Annotated in this window: 13 protein-coding genes; 8 read left to right on the forward strand and 5 right to left on the reverse strand. The window is 46.4% G+C overall.

Translation table 11 applies throughout. The features are described 5' to 3' along the window. From DK187_RS19685 to cysC, 5 genes are all read left to right on the forward strand, one after another. Nucleotides 1-4,556 (forward strand): beta strand repeat-containing protein (locus tag DK187_RS19685; RefSeq protein WP_162623565.1); only part of this gene is annotated, 4,556 nt, incomplete at its 5' end. Between the two features lie 118 nt (nucleotides 4,557-4,674). Continuing rightward, nucleotides 4,675-7,389: a tetratricopeptide repeat-containing sulfotransferase family protein gene (locus tag DK187_RS19690; protein WP_111609013.1), complete on the forward strand. Its 2,715-nt coding sequence runs from the start codon at nucleotides 4,675-4,677 to the stop codon at nucleotides 7,387-7,389. A gap of 116 nt (nucleotides 7,390-7,505) precedes the next feature. Further along, nucleotides 7,506-9,194: an ATP-binding cassette domain-containing protein gene (locus DK187_RS19695; protein WP_111609014.1), complete on the forward strand. Its 1,689-nt coding sequence runs from the start codon at nucleotides 7,506-7,508 to the stop codon at nucleotides 9,192-9,194. Then, nucleotides 9,191-10,492, forward strand: coding sequence for an HlyD family type I secretion periplasmic adaptor subunit (locus DK187_RS19700; protein ID WP_111609015.1), 1,302 nt, complete (start codon nucleotides 9,191-9,193; stop codon nucleotides 10,490-10,492). The genes DK187_RS19695 and DK187_RS19700 overlap by 4 nt, the downstream gene beginning before the upstream one ends. 10 nt (nucleotides 10,493-10,502) lie before the next feature. Continuing rightward, on the forward strand, nucleotides 10,503-11,105 hold the full coding sequence (gene cysC / locus DK187_RS19705) for an adenylyl-sulfate kinase (RefSeq protein WP_111609016.1): 603 nt from the start codon (nucleotides 10,503-10,505) through the stop codon (nucleotides 11,103-11,105). Between the two features lie 76 nt (nucleotides 11,106-11,181). Here cysC and DK187_RS19710 read toward each other — a convergent pair whose 3' ends face one another. Continuing rightward, the gene (locus tag DK187_RS19710) at nucleotides 11,182-12,138 is read right to left on the reverse strand and encodes a DMT family transporter (RefSeq protein WP_111609017.1); all 957 of its coding nucleotides are present in this window, start codon (nucleotides 12,136-12,138) and stop codon (nucleotides 11,182-11,184) included. Between the two features lie 97 nt (nucleotides 12,139-12,235). Here DK187_RS19710 and DK187_RS19715 point away from each other — a divergent pair, with 97 nt between their 5' ends. Further along, nucleotides 12,236-13,153 (forward strand): LysR family transcriptional regulator, encoded by a 918-nt coding sequence (locus tag DK187_RS19715; RefSeq protein WP_111609018.1) that lies wholly within the window; start codon nucleotides 12,236-12,238, stop codon nucleotides 13,151-13,153. Here the strand turns inward: DK187_RS19715 and map are convergent. From map to trpB, 4 genes are all read right to left on the reverse strand, one after another. Further along, complete coding sequence (gene map / locus DK187_RS19720; protein ID WP_111609019.1) at nucleotides 13,150-13,935, reverse strand: type I methionyl aminopeptidase; 786 nt, start codon at nucleotides 13,933-13,935, stop codon at nucleotides 13,150-13,152. The genes DK187_RS19715 and map overlap by 4 nt on opposite strands. 1 nt (nucleotide 13,936) lies before the next feature. Next, nucleotides 13,937-14,143, reverse strand: coding sequence for a ParD-like family protein (locus DK187_RS19725; RefSeq protein WP_111609020.1), 207 nt, complete (start codon nucleotides 14,141-14,143; stop codon nucleotides 13,937-13,939). 81 nt (nucleotides 14,144-14,224) lie between these two features. After that, nucleotides 14,225-15,010, reverse strand: a complete 786-nt coding sequence (gene trpA, locus DK187_RS19730; protein WP_111609021.1) for a tryptophan synthase subunit alpha — start codon at nucleotides 15,008-15,010, stop codon at nucleotides 14,225-14,227. Next, nucleotides 15,007-16,269: a tryptophan synthase subunit beta gene (gene trpB, locus DK187_RS19735; protein WP_111609022.1), complete on the reverse strand. Its 1,263-nt coding sequence runs from the start codon at nucleotides 16,267-16,269 to the stop codon at nucleotides 15,007-15,009. Before trpB ends, trpA begins: the two co-directional genes overlap by 4 nt. Nucleotides 16,270-16,619: 350 nt before the next feature. On the opposite strand from trpB, the gene DK187_RS19740 reads away from it, so the two are divergent. Together DK187_RS19740 and DK187_RS19745 are read left to right on the forward strand one after the other, a co-directional pair. Beyond that, nucleotides 16,620-17,666, forward strand: coding sequence for a PDDEXK nuclease domain-containing protein (locus tag DK187_RS19740; RefSeq protein WP_111609023.1), 1,047 nt, complete (start codon nucleotides 16,620-16,622; stop codon nucleotides 17,664-17,666). Nucleotides 17,667-17,983: 317 nt separating this feature from the next. Continuing rightward, on the forward strand, nucleotides 17,984-19,348 hold the full coding sequence (locus tag DK187_RS19745) for an RNA-binding domain-containing protein (protein WP_111609024.1): 1,365 nt from the start codon (nucleotides 17,984-17,986) through the stop codon (nucleotides 19,346-19,348). Nucleotide 19,349: the final 1 nt, after the last annotated feature.

Genomic DNA, 19,349 nt, shown 5'->3' on the forward strand with positions numbered 1-19,349 from the left:
AAAGTGAAGCGAGTTCAGCCTTAACCTTGAGCATTGATACAGTCGCACCAGTTTTGTCCTCTGACTTTACTGTCAAAGATGAAGTTGGCAATGTGCAAGGTAATTTAACATCGGGTAATACTACTGATGCGGACAGCGTAGTGTTATCAGGTAAAGCGGAAGTTGGTTCATCTGTTGTTATTTATAATGGCAACATTAAGGTGGGCGATGCGACCGTGGATGAAGAAGGAAACTGGACTTATACGGCGGAAGTGGTGAACAAAACCACCTACCAGTTCAATGCCAAAGAAACGGACAGTGCTGGTAATGAGAGTGAAGCAACGAACTCCTTCACGGTAACGGGCGATCAAGACGCGCCGACTAATACGCCTCAATCAAACAGCTTATCCCTAAGTGCAGATACAGGCAAAGCAGCTGACTTTATTACCAATGTTGCTTTGCAGACCATTAACGTGACTTTGGCTCAAACCTTAACCTCAGATGAATCCGTTTGGGGATCGGTAGATGACGGTGCGACTTGGGTACAAGTACCAAGTAGTGACGTTAATGGCACTATTGTGACATGGTCAACAACGTTAGCAAATGGTGAGAATACGATTCAGCTTGCCGTACGTGATGCTGCGGGTAACGTGGGTGCCATTTTAGAACAGGATTATATTTTAGATACCACTAAACCAAGTGATCCTACTTTTGGCCTCGCCAACGATACGGGCATGTCCGACAGTGATGGTATTACCAATGACGCCACTATTAATGTCACCTTGGCTGAAGATGCCGCGAGTTGGCAATACAGTCTGGACGGTGGTAGAACTTGGAAAACTGGAACGGATAGTAGTTTTGAGCTTGGCGCGAATGCTACCTACGCTGCAGGTAAGATTCTGGTTAAGCAAACGGACGCGGCGGGTAACACCTCGGACGTAAGCAGTAATGTCGCAGCGATTACCACGGATACGACTGTGCCGACTGCTGAGCTGCTGTTGGTTGGCAAGTTGGATGGTGTCAGTGATACTTCTAAAAATGACATTTTTCCACAAGTCACCGCAGTGGGCGGTGAGGGGGCTTATGTTGTCACCTGGTATGGTAAGGACAGTGATGGTGATGACAGTATTTTTGTGCAGCGATTTAATGCCAATGGCAAACCTAGTGGTGAAAAGGTGCAGCTAGAAGCGCTGGACAATACTACTGGGTCTGATTTGGAGCCAAAAATCAGCGCAGTCGGCAGTGAGGGTGCTTATGTTGTCACCTGGTATGGTTACGATAGCAACGTTGACTACAGTATTTTTGTGCAGTTGTTTAATGTTGATGGTACGCCCAATGGTGACACAGTTCAGCTAGAAGCACTGGGTAATACGACTGGGTCTGATATACATCCACAAATTGCAGCAGTGGGCAGTGACGGGGCTTATGTTGTCACTTGGAATGGTCAGGACAGCAACGGTGATTACAATATTTATGTGCAGTTGTTTGATGCTCATGGTAACACCATTGGTTCCATGACCCAGTTAGATGGCGCTAGCGATGCCTCTAAAGATGATGGTAGTCCGCAAATCGCATCGGTGGGTGAAGGTGCTTATGTCGTCACTTGGTATGGTGAGGACAATGATGGCGATTACAGTATTTTTGTGCAGTTGTTTAATGTTGATGGTACGCCCAATGGTGACACAGTTCAGCTAGAAGCACTGGGTAATACGACTGGGTCCGATGCGGATCCACAAGTCACCGCGGTAGGTAGTGAGGGGGCTTATGTAGTCACTTGGTCCGGTGAGGACAGTGATGGTGATGACAGTATTTTTGTACAGCGATTTAATGCCAATGGCACACTTAATGGCAACACTGTGCAGCTAGAAGCACTGGGTAATACGACGGGGTCTGATATATTTCCACAAATCACTGCGGTGGGTAGTGAGGGGGCTTATGTTGTCACTTGGTCTGGTGAGGACAGTGATGATGACAGTATTTTCGTGCAGTTGTTTAATGCCAATGGCACACCTAATGGCAACACTGTGCAGCTAGAGGCACCAGGCAATGCAGGTGGTTCTGATAAGGATTCACAAGTCATCGCGGTGGGTAATGGCGGTGCTTATGTTGTTACTTGGTATGGTCGGGACAGTGATAATGATGACAGTATTTTTGTACAGCGGTTTAATGCTGATGGCACACCCAATGGCGATACGGTGCAGCTAGAAGCGCTGGGCAATACGACAGGGTCCGATAGATTTCCACAAATTACCGCGGTAGGTAGCGACGGTGCTTTTGTGGTCACTTGGCAGGGCGCCAATGATGTGAGTGGTGATAGTATTTTTGTGCAGTTGTTTAATGCTGATGGTACGGTAGCGACGAACAATATCATTAATGACAGCAAATCCGTCACGGTGCAAAGCAGTGAAGTGGGCATGGCGTATTTGGTGTTAGCGACTGAGGCCGGAAATATTAACAGTCTAAGTGATATTGAAGCCTTGGCGGATAACCAATACAACCGTGTTGAGATCACCTCAGCCAACAGTAACACAGTGTTGGAGGCAACCGGGTTAGTGGACGGTACCTATGTCGTGTATACCGCCGATGCGGCGGGTAACTTAAGTGCGAAATCGGATAATACTATTACTGTTGACAGTACCGTAAGTGCTGTCACCTTTGTACTTGCTGGTGATACAGGAACATCTAACACTGATGGTATTACCAGTGATGCCACCGTTAATGTCACCTTGGCTGACGATGTTGCTAGCTGGCAATACAGCATTGATGGCGGTGTAAACTGGACAGCAGGAAGGGGAAGCAGTTTTGAGCTAGCGGTAGATAGCACCTACTCGGTAGGTCAGATTCAAGTCAGGCAAACGGATGCAGCAGGTAATACCTCGGACGTACGCAGTAACGACAGCGCCATTACGGTTGACACAACTGCCTCAGCACCTCCCTTTGCTCTCGCCAATGACACGGGTATATCTGACAGCGATGGCATTACCAATGACGCCACTATCAATGTCACCTTGGCTGAAGATGCCGTGAGTTGGGAATACAGCATAGATGGCGGTGAAAATTGGACGACAGGAACGGGCAGCAGTTTTGAGCTTGGTGCAAATGCCACCTACGATGCAGAGCAGATTCAGGTTAGGCAAACGGATAAGGCCGGTAATACCTCGAATGTAAGCAGTAATGAAAACTCGATTACTGTCGACACTACCGCCTTATTGGCACCAAGCTTTGCCCTTGCCAGCGATACAGGTTCCTCCGCCAGTGATGACATCACTAATGATGCCACCATTAATGTCACCTTGGCAGAAGATGCTGCTAGTTGGGAGTACAGCATAGATGGCGGTTTAAGCTGGACGACAGGCTCAGGTAGCAGTTTTGAGCTTGGTGCGAATGCCAGCTACGCTGAAGGTCGGATTCAGATTAGACAAACAGATACGGCGGGCAATACCTCGGCTGCCAGCAGCAATGTCAGTGCAATTACAACGGATACCACAATAAGTGCCGTTGCCTTTGCTCTCGTTAGCGATTCGGGTATATCCAATGATGGTATTACCAATGACGCCACCGTTAATGTCATCTTGGCTGAGGATGTTGCGAGCTGGGAATACAGTGTCGATAAGGGCGCGAGTTGGACAAGAGGAACGGGCGACAGTTTTGAACTTGGTGCGAATGCCACCTACGCGATAGGCGATATTCAGGTTAGGCAAACGGATGCAGCAGGTAATACCTCGGACATACGCAGTAACGACAGGGCGATTACGGTCGACACCACCGCGCCAGCAGTAGCGGCGGAGAATGCCGTCACTTGGAGTGAAGATGGAAAGAGTGTCACGCTCAAGTTCAGCGAAGCGGTGGACGTGAGCACGTTAACAATAGACAAGTTTACCCTAGCCGCAGGCAAGTCATTCGGAGACGGTGCAACGGTCAGTGCTAGCGACGATGACAACGATGGCTTCGCCGACACTTTCACTATTTCACTAGGGACGGGCGAGGATGCGACTGCGGCGTCTGGCGATACGGTTGCCATAGATAAGAGCAATGTGATCGATGTCGCGGGAAATACCGCCGGAGAAGACGTAACTATGGTGGATGAGGTGTCGCCAACAATTGTCGTATTCAATTTAACAACGGGTAAGTCGAGTAGTGTTGATGGTGGTCGAGTGTTTGAGGAGAGTGTCTCGTATACTATTTATATTGTAGTCGACAGTGATGATGATGATGTATCACTTGATGATGGTTACAGCTGGGCTGGCGGCGCAAACTTAGGCGTAGATGATGAAATAGTTTTGGTTGGGAATGACGCCAACGTAGCTGTTATGCAATCAGGGCGCTCCGTACAGAAGACAATCGATCATTCCGGTGTCATTTATTTCAGTAATTCTCGTTCAGAACATGCGGCATACATTGCGAAGTCAGGAACGTTAAAGAGATTCACTACTACCAGTAGTGGTTTTAGTGTCGATCTTTGGGTGGGCGCATGGAAGTCGAACCCCAATGGCGACGAGGGTAATTTCGCAGACCGTTACAAGAATGCTTTACCCTCGTCGGTATCCCAAGCGGTTACATGGGCGACGCCGTCGTAGTCGCTTGCTGATAAAGCTGGCGATGTGTCGCTGTGGTTTTTGTGGTCGGGATAGCCCGACCACAAAAATGGGTTGTTTGTCGGTTGGCCTTTAGGCCAACAAGGTATTTGAATTTTCCATGATAGAAGATATTTCTGCATTGCGCCGCTGTGTCGAGCGTCAATCTTTTGATGAGTTAAAAACCGCTTGTTTGGCCTTGTTAGACAAAGACGCTGACCATAGGGCGGCTCGGGTGTTGTTGGCCTTGGCATATGCCCGCTTGGGGGAAGGTGAGGCGTTGGACGAGAGCATGGCGTTGGTCGAAGCTCACTTTGCCCAGTATGATTTAGACACATTGTGCGATTTGGCGGCGGTGTACATGGCTTGCCATCAAATAGACAAGGCGCGCGTACTGTTAGACAAACTGCTGGCCGATGCCCCAGAGCATGATCTGGCACTGGCGCGTTTGGCCTGGTGCTGTATGACACAGGGGGATGCCGAGCAGGCGCTGGCTTTGTTCGAGCGTGCTGTGCGTTTGGCGCCGTGGCGCATGACGGTGCATTTGAATCGTTTGCAATTGCGTTTATCCCTGCTTAATGACACCGCAATCGATGAACTGATCGCGCAGGCGTTTGCTTGTTTGCAGGCTCAGCGAGACGAATGGTCCGACACTGTGTTCGACGGCTACGAAACGCGGCTGTACCGTTTGCAATTACAATGGTGGGTGAGTCGTGCGCAATACGCCGCTGCAGAGCAGTGGCTAACCTCGCTAAAAGATTCCGCAGACGATCAGCCTGGTTTTGATGAAGACAAGGCGGTTTTTTGGGGTAAGTCGTACGCGACTTTGTTGGCCGAGCATGACCAGCATGGCATCGCTGAATCCTACTTAAAGGATCTACTGCAGGCTTTTCCTGATAATGTGACGCTGCTTTTGGCCTTGTCGGAGTTGGCTCAGGTGCAGGGCTTGACTATTCCAGCGATGGCGTATATTCGTCGCGCGATTGCGCAAGATAAAGACAACAGTGCGTTGTGGGTGAATTTGTCCAGCGCCTGTTTGCATTCATTAGCGACTCAGGCGCGCCATGCGGCAGAAAAAGCCGTGGCATTGGCCGACGCCATGGTAGTGGGCGCGGAACACAGCGTGGAAAAGGTCGAGTTGTGTCGACTGCAAGCGAAAAATGCGTTGGCCATGGTGGAATCGGATGCACTGGCGTTCGATAAAGCGGAGGCGTTGTTTCGTGACGTATTGGCCGAGCGGCCGTATTTTGTGCCGGCCCTGTCAGGCTTAGGTCATCAGCTGATGCAGCAAGGTCAGATCGATGAGGCGGTTGCGTTATTTGAAAAAATCAAAGAGATCGACCCAACCAAGGGCTACAGCGCCCTGATCAATGCGCGACGTTTTCCTGACGATGTGGACACATTGGAGAAGCTGGAAAAAGCCGCTAAGTTGCCAAGCATGGAAGGCTCTATGCGCTCCAGTTTGTTATTTCAACTCGCCGCCGCATGGGAAAAACGCAAAGACTACCACAAAGCGTTTGCCATGGCTGAACAGGCAAACACGGCCAGTTTGCGTTTTTTGAAGTACGACCCAAAAGATCACCGTAACCGCTGTGCGCGTATGCGTTATGCGTTTTCGGCTTCTTTGTATGAACACAGGGCGGACTGCGGTGTGGCGTCGACTTTGCCCGTGTTTGTTTTAGGGATGCCGCGTTCAGGCACTACTTTGGTGGAACAGATTATCGCAGGGCACAGTGACATTTTTGGCGCGGGTGAACTGGGGGTGATTCCTAACGTGATACAGGGGTTGAATCGTTGGGAGCGCCATGTGGGTTCGGGACGTCAGTTTCCTGATTGCATTGACGATGTTGATGCGTATGTTTGCCAAGGTATTGCCAATAATGTTCTGAAAGAGCTGCAAGCGTATGCGCCTGAGGCCAAGCATATTGTTGATAAATTGCCGCATAATTTTGAAAACATCGGCTTGATTAAGTTTCTTTTCCCTAATGCTCGTATCATTTCGGTGCGTCGCGATCCTCGCGATATTGCCCTATCAAATTACTTTACCGATTACCAAGCCAAGCATGGTGGCATGGGCTTTGCCTATGACATGACCCATATTGGTGAGCAGTTGGCGGACCATAATTTGCTGATGCATCATTGGAATCAGGTATTTCCCAATCAGATTCTCGAAATACATTACGAAGATGTGGTGGAAAATTTGGAAGGTTCAGCCCGCAAAATGTTGGATTACATTGGCGTGGAATGGCAGCCCGAGGTATTGAAATTTAATGAGTTAGAGCGCTCGGTCAAAACGGCCAGTGTCTGGCAGGTGCGTCAGCCTTTGTATAAAACGTCTAAGGCGAAATGGATGAATTATCAAGATAAGTTAGCGCCTTTGATTAGGGGCACAAACGCGAAGATTGAGTTTGATCCTATTGAGATGTTGACCTTGCCAGTGCCTGGATTTCTGACCACGGGAGTGGCGCATTTTCATAAAGGTGAGTTGGATGAAGCGGAAACTTGTTTCAAAAAAATGCTGCACCACAACCCGAGTCATGCTGCTTGTCAGTATATGACAGGCTTGGTGTATTTTAGGAAAAACCACATGGAAGAAGGTATCAAGCTGGTTGAATCCGCATTGGAAGCCTTGCCATGGCAAAAAGAGTGGCGTGACAATTTAATTAAGGCCTACGAGCGTACCGGGCAGACGGACAAGGCAGCGGCGTTAACTCAGAAAGGCACTGGGGAAAGGTCGGCACTGGCGACAGCGTCTGTGCCAGCGTCGCATCATCTTGCCGATGGCGTGGAAGACGAGGAGCTATTTCCTTTGGTTGGGTCTGAGCAATATATTTAATTTCGTCGATCTTGTAGGTCGTGCTTTAGCGCGTCAAGGGTTTTGGTTTGGTGTTATCGGGCTATTGACGGCCTAAAGGCCGACCTACAGGTTATTTAATTTTTAAAGGCTTTTGTATGCGTGCGTTATTGGCTCCTTTGTGGGCTCGGTCAGATTTGAATGTGTATATGGTGCTGAGCAGTTTGGTGATCCATATTTTGGGCTTAACCTCGACGGTGTTTGTTATGTTGGTTTACGGCCGTTATTTGTCTCACGGTGTGGACAGTACTTTATATACCTTGACCACGGGCGCATTGGTGGGCATTGGCGTGGAAATGTTTCTGCGTCGTGCGCGCTTTAAAATTGCGTCTTCGTTGTGTGCGGTGGAGTCGCGCAAGTTGTCCGAAAAGGTCAGCCATACCTTGTTGAATGCCCGCAGTGGTGCGTTGCAGTCGCACTTGAATTCGGCAGCGGATGGTGGCACGACGACGTGGTTAGAGAGAATCGGTCAGGCGGTTAGCCCGCAGCCCGTGTTGGCCTTGTTGGACATGCCTTTTGCGTTATTGTTGCTGGCGGTGTTGTTTGCCTTGTCTTGGCAGTTGGCCCTGTGTGTGCTGTTGGTTGTGGTGGTGTTGTTAGTGATGTTGGGCGTGAGCGCACATCGCATGAAGTCTATTACTTCGGATCATCAAACCAATCAGAGTAAATACAATGTGTTGTTGAAAAATGCCGAGCTGACGGAAGCGGTGCGCATTAATAACGCCCAAGATTGGTTGTCACAGCGCTTGGTGAATGGCAGCGGTGAGAGTCGATTGTCGCGACATCATTTGCAGTTGCAACAAGAAAAAATGCAAAGTCAGGTGCGCAATGCGACGGTGTTTATGTCGGTGATTGTGATCTCTGTGGGGGCGGCCTTGTCGGTTCATGGGGAATTGAACTTTGGCGTGTTAATTGGTGCAAATATTCTGTCGGCGCGTTTGATTATGTTGATTAGTCAGCCGATTCAGCAAATGCCGATGTGGTTAAACGCGGTGCGTGACTTTGGTTGTGTCAATGACTTTCTTGCTTTGCCGGAAGAAACGCAAAAAGGCACAAAGTTACCAAGTTTTAAAGGCAAAGTCAGTGTTAAACAGCTGATGTTTGCTTATCCAAATTCGCCTTTGATGGTGTATGAAAATTTGAATTTTGAGTTGGACGCCGGGGAAACTTTAACGGTAACAGGCAGCAACGGGAAGGGAAAAACCACCTTGGCGCGTTTGTTAACCGGTTTGGTGCAGCCCTTGCGCGGCAGTATCGCCATCGATGGGGTAGAGCTGCGCCAAGTGAATGCTCATTGGTGGCGAGAGCAACTTGTGTATTTGCCACAAGATCCTGATCTGTTGCCTGGTACGTTGCGGGACAATATGACCTTAATGGATGCGTCGTTGCAAGATGCGCAACTGACTGAGGTGATTGGCAAAGTAGGTCTTGGCGATTGGTTGAATCAGCATCCTGATGGTTTGGACATGGAGATCCAAATGCGTGGTCGTAATTTGGCCTTGGGGATTCGTCGTCGTATTGCTTTTGCGCGTGCATTGCTTTCTCAGGGCCAGTTGGTGGTGATTGATGAACCACTAGAAGGTTTGGATAAAGCGGGCATTACCATGATGCAAAAAGTATTGGCCGAGTTGGCAAAAGAGAAACGTACCTTGATTATTATTTCGCAGTTTATGCAGCCGTTAAAAGCGGGCGCTAAGTTTATTAATTTAGACGAAAGTCATGTAATGCAAGTGGCGACGGTGCGTCCAAGCCCTGCTCCTGGCGTTGAGAAGGAGTGGTTTGCATGAGCCAAGACAGCAAGCAGGCGTATGAATCAATAGAGCAAGTGAGTAAGTCACAACGCGGTTTATTGATTATTTTGATTGCAGGTTTTATTGCATTTCTAGTCTGGTCGGCGGTGAGTCCGTTGGATGTGGTGAGTATGGCCAATGGTTCGGTAGAGCCAGTGAATAAAGTGCAAACGATTCAGCATTTAGAAGGCGGTATCGTGCGCAAAATTTTGGTGCAAGAAGGTCAACATGTGGTGAAAGGGGAAGCCTTGGTGGAACTGGAAACAACAAGCAGTGGCTCTTCTTACGGCGAAATGTTGTCGCGAGTGAATTCTCTCACAGCTGATAAAGTACGCTTGCAAGCGGAAGTACAAGGCGCAGATAAGCTGGTATTTGATGAAGCATTTGCGCAGGCGAACCCACAATTGGTAACGCGTAGCGAGGCCTTGTTTTATGCCCGTCGTGATCAATTACTCAGTGCTTTGCAAGCTCAGCAAGAGGAGATGAATGTTCGTCAGCAAACTATAAAAGAGATAGCCACACGTATCCAATTTAGTGAAGAGCGTTTGAAGCTGGTGAAGGAGCAAAATGCGATTGAGAAGGAACTGCTCAGTAATGCTCTGAGCAATCGTTATGACCATTTAAACAGTTTGAAAGAACTGAATCAGTTAGAAAGTGATATCGCGGAAGGTAAGGCCAGTTTGGCAAAGTCTAAGGCGTCTTTTGCGCAAGCGCAGAGCAATTTAAAGTCCATTCAGGACAAATACAATGAAGAAGTGAACGCGTCTTTGTCTGATACTCGCTCTCAGTTAGATGAAGGAATGCAGCGTCTTAAAAAATTCAAAGATAGCTTAGAAAGAACCGTATTGCGTGCGCCGATGGATGGCATTATTAAAAATCGTTATGTGGTGACCGAAGGCGGCGTGGTGGCGCCGGGTGGTACGGTGATCGATATGGTACCGGGCAAAGATGGATTGGTGGTGGAAGCGAAGTTACCGCCTCAGGATGTTGGTCATATTCAACAAGGTCAAGAGGCCTTTATTCAGTTGGCTTCTGGCGAGGCTAGCCATTATGGTCGTTTGACGGGGACGGTTGCCTCCATCAGTCCGGATACCATTACCACAGAAGAAGGCGAGGTGTATTACACTGTTCGTCTGATTCTTGATCAGGACTTTTTTCTAAAAGGTTCCAATCGTTATAAATTGTCTCCTGGGGTGTTGGTCACCGCGGGTATTGTGACGGGACAGCGCAGTGTATTGGAATACATTTTGTCACCGTTTGTGCAATCTTTGCCCTTTGCTTTGTCTGAACGTTAAGGAAGACTGTATGGATAAGAATCTTCTTCGACAAGAAGTGAGCGTTTCGACGGTCGAGCGAGCTTTGCAAAAACATCAATCTCCACACGTTATATGGTTTACGGGCTTAAGTGGTGCTGGCAAATCCACTCTCGCCAATGCCCTTGAAGTGGCGTTGTTTGCTCGCGGCCACCACTCCTTTTTGCTTGATGGTGATAACCTTAGGCATGGCTTGAATCAAGACCTCGGTTTTTCAGATACAGATCGAAGCGAGAATATTCGCCGAGTGGGTGAAGTGGCAAAGCTCTTTACTCAGGCAGGTCTTATTGTGATTACTGCCTTTATTTCTCCTTTTAAAGAAGAACGTGAATGGGTAAAAAACCTTGTTGGTCCATCCCAATTTACTGAAATTTATTTGAGCACTTCTCTTTCTGTATGTGAAAAAAGAGATGTTAAGGGGCTGTATCACAAAGCCCGAATGGGGGATTTGACCCAGTTTACGGGCATTGACTCACCTTATGACATTCCAGACAACGCCGATATTGATATTGATACCGCCGCTGTTTCTGTGGAAGAAAGTGTTGCTATCATTTTACAATATTTGCGTAGACATGATTTATTGGCTTTTGCTTAAAGACTTTCTATGTCAAAGGTAACTGGATAAAGGAGTCAGATTCCTTAAACACAAAGGTTGGCTGATTAAATTAACGTTAGTCTGTATTTTTAAGGGATCTGTCTCTTTGGCTACTTTGTGTTGAAGCCATTAGGGTTGCTAATAAAATACAACCACCACCAATCATTTGAATGGTATTTAAGGATTCTCCTAGCCAAACAAAGGCAAAGAAAGCACCAAATGCGGGTTCAGATCCAGTGAGTAGAGCGACTCGTGATGGGGTGGTGTGTTTCACGCCAAAGTTTTGCGCAAATAAGGCGAAGACAGTGCAGAAGAGTGCGAGATAGAAGGCCGCTAGCCAAAAAGCTATGTTGGTTGGAAAGAGTTGCTCTATCGAATTGCCGTTGCTTAAAAAAATCACTAAAGCACCAAGGGTAACCACATTGGCCTGAATGCTTGTGGTACTGAGTGCTGAGAGTGTTTTTCCTTTCAATAGCGTTTTTGTTGTGACGACCATGCAAGCACGTAAAAACGCAGCGAGTAAAATACAGTAATCTCCCTTATTGAGCTCTAGAGAACGAATGTCAAAAGTGTTTGAGCTTGTGTTGTGTGTGGTCAGTAAAAAGACGCCGAACAATGATAATAGAGCAAACAAGATGATATGAGCACGGGGCAATTTTCGCTCTGTTATGGCTTCTACAAATGGTGTAATGAGTATGCATAGGCTGATTAAAAATGCGGCTTTTGATGCTGTGGTGTGAAAGACGCCATAGATTTCCGCTAGGAAAATACACAATAAAATCCCCCCTGTCGGTATGGCGTATTTCCAGTCTTTTGCTAATCCTGCCCGCCATTCTTTTATGAAAATAGGAGCCAGTAGCATTGAGGTTAAAGCAAACCGAATGACGATAAAAGCAAGCACACCAGTGTAGAGCAAGGCTTCTTTGGTGATGCCATAACTGGTCCCCCAAAAGAAAGCGGTTAATAAAAGTGATAATTCCGCCATGGGGAGTTTTGATAAGATGAATGGCGTGTTGAATGTTTTTGATAGCATGTTTTTCTCGATAATACAGGTGAGTGATGTGAGAAAGCATGCTAACTTGTGTTTATGTGAAAGATAATTGGCTCAATAATCAAAAGACTTATGACTCATGGACACAAATAAACTGATTGCCTTGTTGCCTGATATGGCAGCGTTTGTTGCTGTGGTTGAAACGGGCAGTTTTACTAAAGCCGCGCTGAAACTTGGTGTGACACCCTCTGGTGTGAGTCGACAGGTATCTCGAATGGAAACAGCTCTATCGGCCGTGTTGATAGAACGTACCACACGACAACAAACCATTACATTGGTGGGTAGAGCGGTGTATGAGCAGTGTCGTCAAATGTTAGACAGTGCAAAAGAAGCCGTTGTCGCCTCTGAAAATAATGCTAACGAGGCGTCCGGCCGTTTGCGTGTCGCAGCGCCAGATTCATTGGCAAGGGAAGTGTTAGAGCCCTTACTAATGGAGTTTATGACTTTATATCCAGCGATTTCGTTACAGGTTAAGGTGACGGATTTGCGCGTTGACCCAGCGTATCAGAATCTGGATTTGGTGTTTTATGTCGCCGAAAAGCCGCATGAGCATTTGGTATGTAAAACGCTGGGTAGAGTTCGCTCTATCCTTTGTGCAAGCTCACGATATTTGGCAGAGTACGGCATACCAGACTCGCCAAGGGACTTAGTAGATCACCTGTGTTTACCGCTTGGTTTGTTTGATAGTGATAATATTTGGTCGTTTACGCAAGGCACACACAAAGTCGTGGTGACAGTGGATGGGCGTTATATCAATAACGATGCCGAAATGCGATTAAAGGGGGTAAAGCAAGGCTTCGGCATTGCGCCTTTTCCGGATTTTGTTGTCCGAGAATCGTTAGAAAAAGGCGAAGTCGTTCAGGTGCTTGCAGATTGGCGGTTGAACAGCGATTTTCAAGGAGGCATTCACATGCAGTTTCCTGCGATGCGATTCATGCCCAATAAACTTCGAGTGTTTATCGATTTTATGGAAAAACGCTGGGCAGATTCCGTTTAAGACTGCCCATATTGTAAGATTTCTTCGTCTCTCAAGGTCAGTACTTCATAACCTGTCGAGGTGACCAAAATAGTATGTTCCCACTGCGCAGATAATTTCTTATCAGCGGTTACCACTGTCCAGCCGTCTTTTTTCGTTTTGGTTTTGGCTTTGCCTTGGTTGATCATGGGTTCAATGGTGAAGGTCATGCCTTCTTCCAATGTCATGCCTGTTCCTGCTTTACCGTAATGCAATATTTGCGGCTCTTCGTGCATTTCGCGGCCAATGCCATGACCACAATATTCTTTGACCACCGAATAGCCTTTGCTTTCTGCTAAGGTTTGAATCGCGGCGCCGATATCGCCCAAAGTTGCGCCAGGTTTTACTTTTTTGATTCCTGCCCACATCGCCTCATAGGTGGTTTTGACTAGGCGTTTGGCAATAGGGTTGGCGTCGCTCATGACATACATTTTGCTGGAATCGGCGATAAAGCCGTTCTTTTCTAGGGTGATGTCTAGATTGACGATGTCTTTTGCTTTGAGCCTTTGGTTGTCGCTTGGAACACCGTGACAAACGACTTCATTGATTGACGAGTTAAGCACAAATTCATAGCCGTATTGACCTAGACTCGCCGGTCTGGCACTGAGTTCATGCCGAATAAAGTCTTCAACTCTGTTGTTAATTTCTAAGGTTGAAACGCCTTCTTTGACAAAATCATCGAGCATATGAAATACGTGGGCTAATAACTTGCCAGACTCACGCATGAAGTCGATTTCAGCTGGGGTTTTGATCTGTACTTGCATGTTATTTGACCGCTTTCAATGGTGTTTCTGTGTTGGCATTAGCCAGTTCATTGGCGATCAATTCAGAAAAGGTGAGGGTTGGGTTAAGCTCGGCTAAGCGTCCCATTTTTATCCAAAATTCGGCTTGCGCATTGATAGAGCGAGACATGACATGGCAGCTTTTGCGGATGTCGTCGTGAAGTTCGTCGGAGATTTTAATAATGCCCATGAGATATGATCCATATATAGTGTGTATATGGATCATATATTCAGGGGTATGGCTTTTCAAGTGCTATTTATGGATTCGCTTTTAGTGGAACAAGTCTTTTATCAGCTTGATGCCTTGGTCTTGGCCGCCATTGTTATACGCATCTAATAACGCAGAACCCAAGATGGCAATATCGGCTTTGCCGGTTAGCTGTTCTATCTGTTCACGGTGACGTAAGCCAAACCCTACGCCCATCGGAGCGCTAGCATGAGTTTTAATTTCTGCTAGATAATCGTCCAGTACGTTCACCTTGCTCTTGCCTTCATGGACAGAGTGCCCGGTCACGCCAGACCGTGCAACACAATACAGGAAGCCACTTGCTTGGCCTGCCAGCATGGCTAAACGATCTTTTGGTGTCGCAGGCGTTACCAGCCAAACGGGATCGATACCGTTGGCTTTACAAGCTGCTTGATAGGTTGCTGCTTGTTCAATTGGCAGATCCGGTAGGATTAAGCCTAGAATATTTTCCTCTGCTGCGCGTTTGGCGAGCTTGTCTAAACCAAAGCGATACATGGGGTTTAGGTAGCTCATCAACACAATGCGGCTGTCAGGGAAGTTCTTTGCTAGCTTACCAAGCTGAGACAAGCAGGTTTCAACGTCTAACTTTTGCTCTAGTGCTTTATGACAAGCGGCAACAATACTTGGGCCGTCGGCAACGGGATCGGAAAAAGGAAATTGCACTTCGATGAAATCGACGCCTTCCTGCATTAATCTTTCCATCCAGCTCAAGCTTTCTTCAACACTCGGGTAACCGTAAACCACATGCGTCATCGACAAAATAGGTTTTTGTTGGCGTTTCTGATGAATAAAATCCGCTAACTGGCTCATGCGTTTTGCTCCTTATGGTCAGCGTGGTTAGTTGGGTAAGAAGCAAGATAATCGGTCAAAAACTGCGGGAAGGTTTCGTCTTGCACCGCTTTTGCTACGTTAAAGATGTCTTTGTCGCCGCGACCTGAAAGGTTGATGACAATCTTTGAGTCTTTTGGCAAGTTCGGTGCGTCTTTAAAGGCACCCGCTAATGCATGGGACGATTCTAGCGCAGGAATGATGCCTTCTTTTTTCAGTAGAAGAGTGCAAGCGGCAATCACGTCATCGTCCATGGCGTAGGTCATCTTGATGCGACCGATTTCCGCCAAATGGGCAATGATAGGGGAGACGCCAACGTAATCCAAACCGGCTGCAATAGAGTGTGTTTCTTGCAGCTGTCCAGCGTCATCTTGCAAAAACATGGTCGCAAAGCCTTGCGCGATACCAGGCTGTCCAAGATTGTGAGATAAGCGAATGGAATGCTCGCCAAGCTCCAAGCCTTTGCCGCCCGCTTCGACGCCGACCATTTCCACGTCTTTGTCATCGAGGAAAGGCAGGAATAAACCACACGCATTCGAACCACCACCAACGCAAGCGTATAGACGATCTGGGAATTGACCAAATTGTGCGACACTTTGTTCGCGAACTTCGTTGCCAATGACAGATTGAAAGTACGCCACCATTTCAGGGAAGGGCGCGCAACCACAGGAGGTGCCAATTAGGTAATGGCTTTCTTCATGACTAGAAGACCAGTCACGTAGCGCTTCATCTAATGCATCCCGTAGGGTTTGTGCGCCAGTAGTGACGGGCACCACGGTTGCGCCAAGTTGTTTCATCCAGAAAACGTTTGGATACTGACGCTCAATGTCTTTTGCGCCCATGTAAATCGTACATTCAAGGCCCAAGCGTGCCGCGACAAGGGCAGTAGCGATACCATGCTGACCCGCGCCTGTTTCGGCAATCACACGTTTTTTACCCATACGCTTAACCAACAAACCTTGGCCAATCACGTTGTTCATCTTATGCGCGCCACTGTGGTTTAAATCTTCACGCTTAAGGTAAATTTGTGCGCCGCCAAAGTGTTCAGTCAGATTCGCGCAAAACGTCAATGGCGTAGGGCGGCCAGAAAACTGCTGCCATTGTTTATTAAGCTCAGCGAGAAACTCTGGATCGTTTTTGGCTTCTTCGAACGCATGTAGAATTTGCTGTTGGCTCGAATAAAGGATTTCAGGAATATAGCTACCGCCGTATTGCCCGTAGAAACCGTTCTCGCTTTGCATGACTTGCTCCTAAATCTCTATTTATTTAACTATACCGTTTAGTTAATTTAATCGAGTTTTTAGTAAGCGTCAAGGGGGGTGAAAAAACATTCCCTCCCCTTGTGTCTTTGAAGGGGAGAGCTAGGGAGAGGTTAAAAGGTTTTTATTTCGGTTTGTTGCGACAAAATCATTCAATCACACAGGGACAGAAGCGTTATCTCACCTTAATTTGTTACCGACTATTTTTTTCGGTATGGTTGATATCTATTTTTTAAAGGTGTTTGGCATCACCTTTGCTGAAAGAATAAATGAACATAATTGGCTATTTTATTGTCCGCACACAAACAAGCATCAAGCATGGAGGCTAGTGTATGAATACCTCATCTGATTTAGTGTCACCACTCACCGAAGAAGTTGTTGCACTTATTTATGACGCCAAGCAACGGTCGGCGGTGGCGGTTAATAGTGAGATTTCTTTGCTTTACTGGCATATCGGTCAACGTATTCGTCAAGAGGTGTTGGGCGGTGAACGTGCTGATTATGGCAAACAAGTCATTGTTAGTTTAGCTAGATCGCTTACCCAGCAATTTGGCAGGGGATGGAGTAAGGCTCAGCTTAGCTATTGTGTAAAGTTTGCTGAAGTATTTCCTGATATTGAGATTGTCCACGCACTGCGTGAACAATTGAGTTGGACACATATTAAAACACTTATTTATGTAGACGAGCCTATAAAGCGAGATTTTTATACCACAATGGCGATTCAAGAGCGCTGGTCAACACGGACGCTGGATGAGCGTATTGGTGCATTATTATTTGAACGCACCGTGATTTCTAAAAAGCCAGATGAGACTATAGTCGCTGAGTTAACCCAGCTCAGAGCATCAGGTCAATATAACAAGGATATTTTGCTCAAAGATCCTTATGTTTTAGACTTTTTGGAACTAAATGACCGTTATCTAGAAAAAGACCTTGAAGATGCTATTTTGCGTGATATTGAGCAGTTTTTGCTGGAATTAGGTGCTGGTTTTAGTTTTGTTGCACGGCAAAAGCGTATTCAAATTGATAATGATGATTTTTATTTAGATTTATTGTTTTACAACCGTAAATTAAAAAGGTTGGTAGTAATAGACCTTAAGTTAGAGAAGTTCAAGCATAGCCATAAAAGCCAAATGGAGCTGTATCTAAGTTGGCTGAAAAAATATGAAACGGAGGAAGGCGAAAAGCCGCCGCTTGGTATCATTTTGTGTTCCAGTAAAAAACAAGAGCAAATCGAGTTGCTGGAAATGGAAGGAGGTGATATTCACGTCGCTGAATATTTAACTCAGCTTATAAATGTGGAGCGACTTGAACAGCGCTTACAGCAGTCAATCAGCAGTGCCAAACAACGGTTTGTTCAGCAGAATATTGATAGTGATTAATGTGTTTGTTTTGTCCCAAGCTAGCCTTTACTTTATTCGAATCATTGCTAAAGGAATCTGACTCCTTTAGTTCCGTAGAAACTGTTCTCGCTTTGCATGACTTGTTCCTAAAATTGCTATTACTTTCTATTAAATAAACTATACCGGTTAGTTTATTTAATGCGATCATCAATGTTCGCCAAGTGCTGTCGAGCTTCTTTTTTATGTATAATCTCGTAGGTTCAATGTTACTTAGGGACAGAAGCGCTATCCCACTCTAATTTGTTATTAGTTGTTTTGAATATGGCTATGGTGCTATTGCTGGAGGTGTATTAATAGTGAAATTCAGTGGTTATAGAGCTGAAGATCAACATCTAGAGCTGAAGCGTCAACTCAACGATAAGCTCGAAAAAGAGGTTGTTGCCTTTTTGAACAGTCGTGATGGCGGTGTCATGATTATCGGTGTTGCCGATGATGGTGAGTTGGTTGGTGTTGATGATGTTGATTTGCAGCAATTAAAAATCAAAGATCGGCTAAAACAAAATATAGCTCCGTCAACGATGGGTCTTTTTGATGTGGTTTTATTGCAAGAGCAAGGCAAAGCTTTTGTTAAGGTGATTGTAGCTAGCGGCAGCGAAAAGCCCTATTACCTCGGTAAAATGGGGATGTCATCAAAAGGCTGTTTTATTCGTGTGGGCAGCGCTAGTGAGCCAATGCCCAGCGATATGATAGAAGACCTGTTTTCCAAACGAGTACGTAACTCTATTGGAAATATAGCCTCACGTTATCAAGACCTCAGTTTTGAACAGCTTAAAATCTATTACCATGAGCATTCCTATTCGTTGAACGAGCAGTTTGCGAAAAACCTAGAGCTCACGACCAAAGGTGGCGAATATAATTACGCTGCCTACTTACTTGCCGATAGAAATGGTTGTTCCATCAAGGTGGGTAAGTATCGAGGTACTGATCGTGTTGACCTGATTGAAAATGAAGAATATGGCTATTGTTGCTTGGTGAAAGCCACCAAAGCTGTATTGGATAAACTCAATATTGAAAATCGAACCTTTACTAAAATTACTGCCAAAGAGCGGCTAGAGCAAAAAATGTTAGAGCCTGTTGCTTTGCGTGAAGCTGTCATTAATGCCATTGTGCATAATGATTTTAGCCGAGAAGTTCCACCTAAATTTGAGCTCTTCTCAGATCGTCTAGAGATCACTTCGGTTGGCTCCATTCCTGCAGGTTTTACACAAGAAGAGTTTTTTATGGGTTACTCTGTGCCGCAGAATAAAGAGCTGATGCGTATATTTCGGGATTTAGATATTGTTGAGCAAATGGGATCGGGCATTAATCGTATATTGAAATCCTACCCACACAGTATCTACCATTTCAGCCCCAACTTCATTCGAGTCATTATGCCTTTTTCTGAGGGTTTTATTGAATCTCAATCAAGCACCGCGCAAGCTACCGCGCAAGCTACCGCGCAAGCTACCGCGCAAGCTATGTCTATAGAGGCTCAAGTGCTTATTTTTTGTCAGACTCCGAGAACTCGAGCTGAAATTCAAGATTTTCTAGGCCTAAAACATAGAGAACATTTTAGAAAAACGATTTTAAACCCAATGATAGAAGCAGGAAAATTACGACTAACTCTTCCTGACAAACCGACTAGCCCAAAGCAAAAGTTTTATGCAGAGGATCAGCAATAAA

The organism is Marinomonas arctica (assembly GCF_003259225.1).
Taxonomy (GTDB): domain Bacteria; phylum Pseudomonadota; class Gammaproteobacteria; order Pseudomonadales; family Marinomonadaceae; genus Marinomonas; species Marinomonas arctica.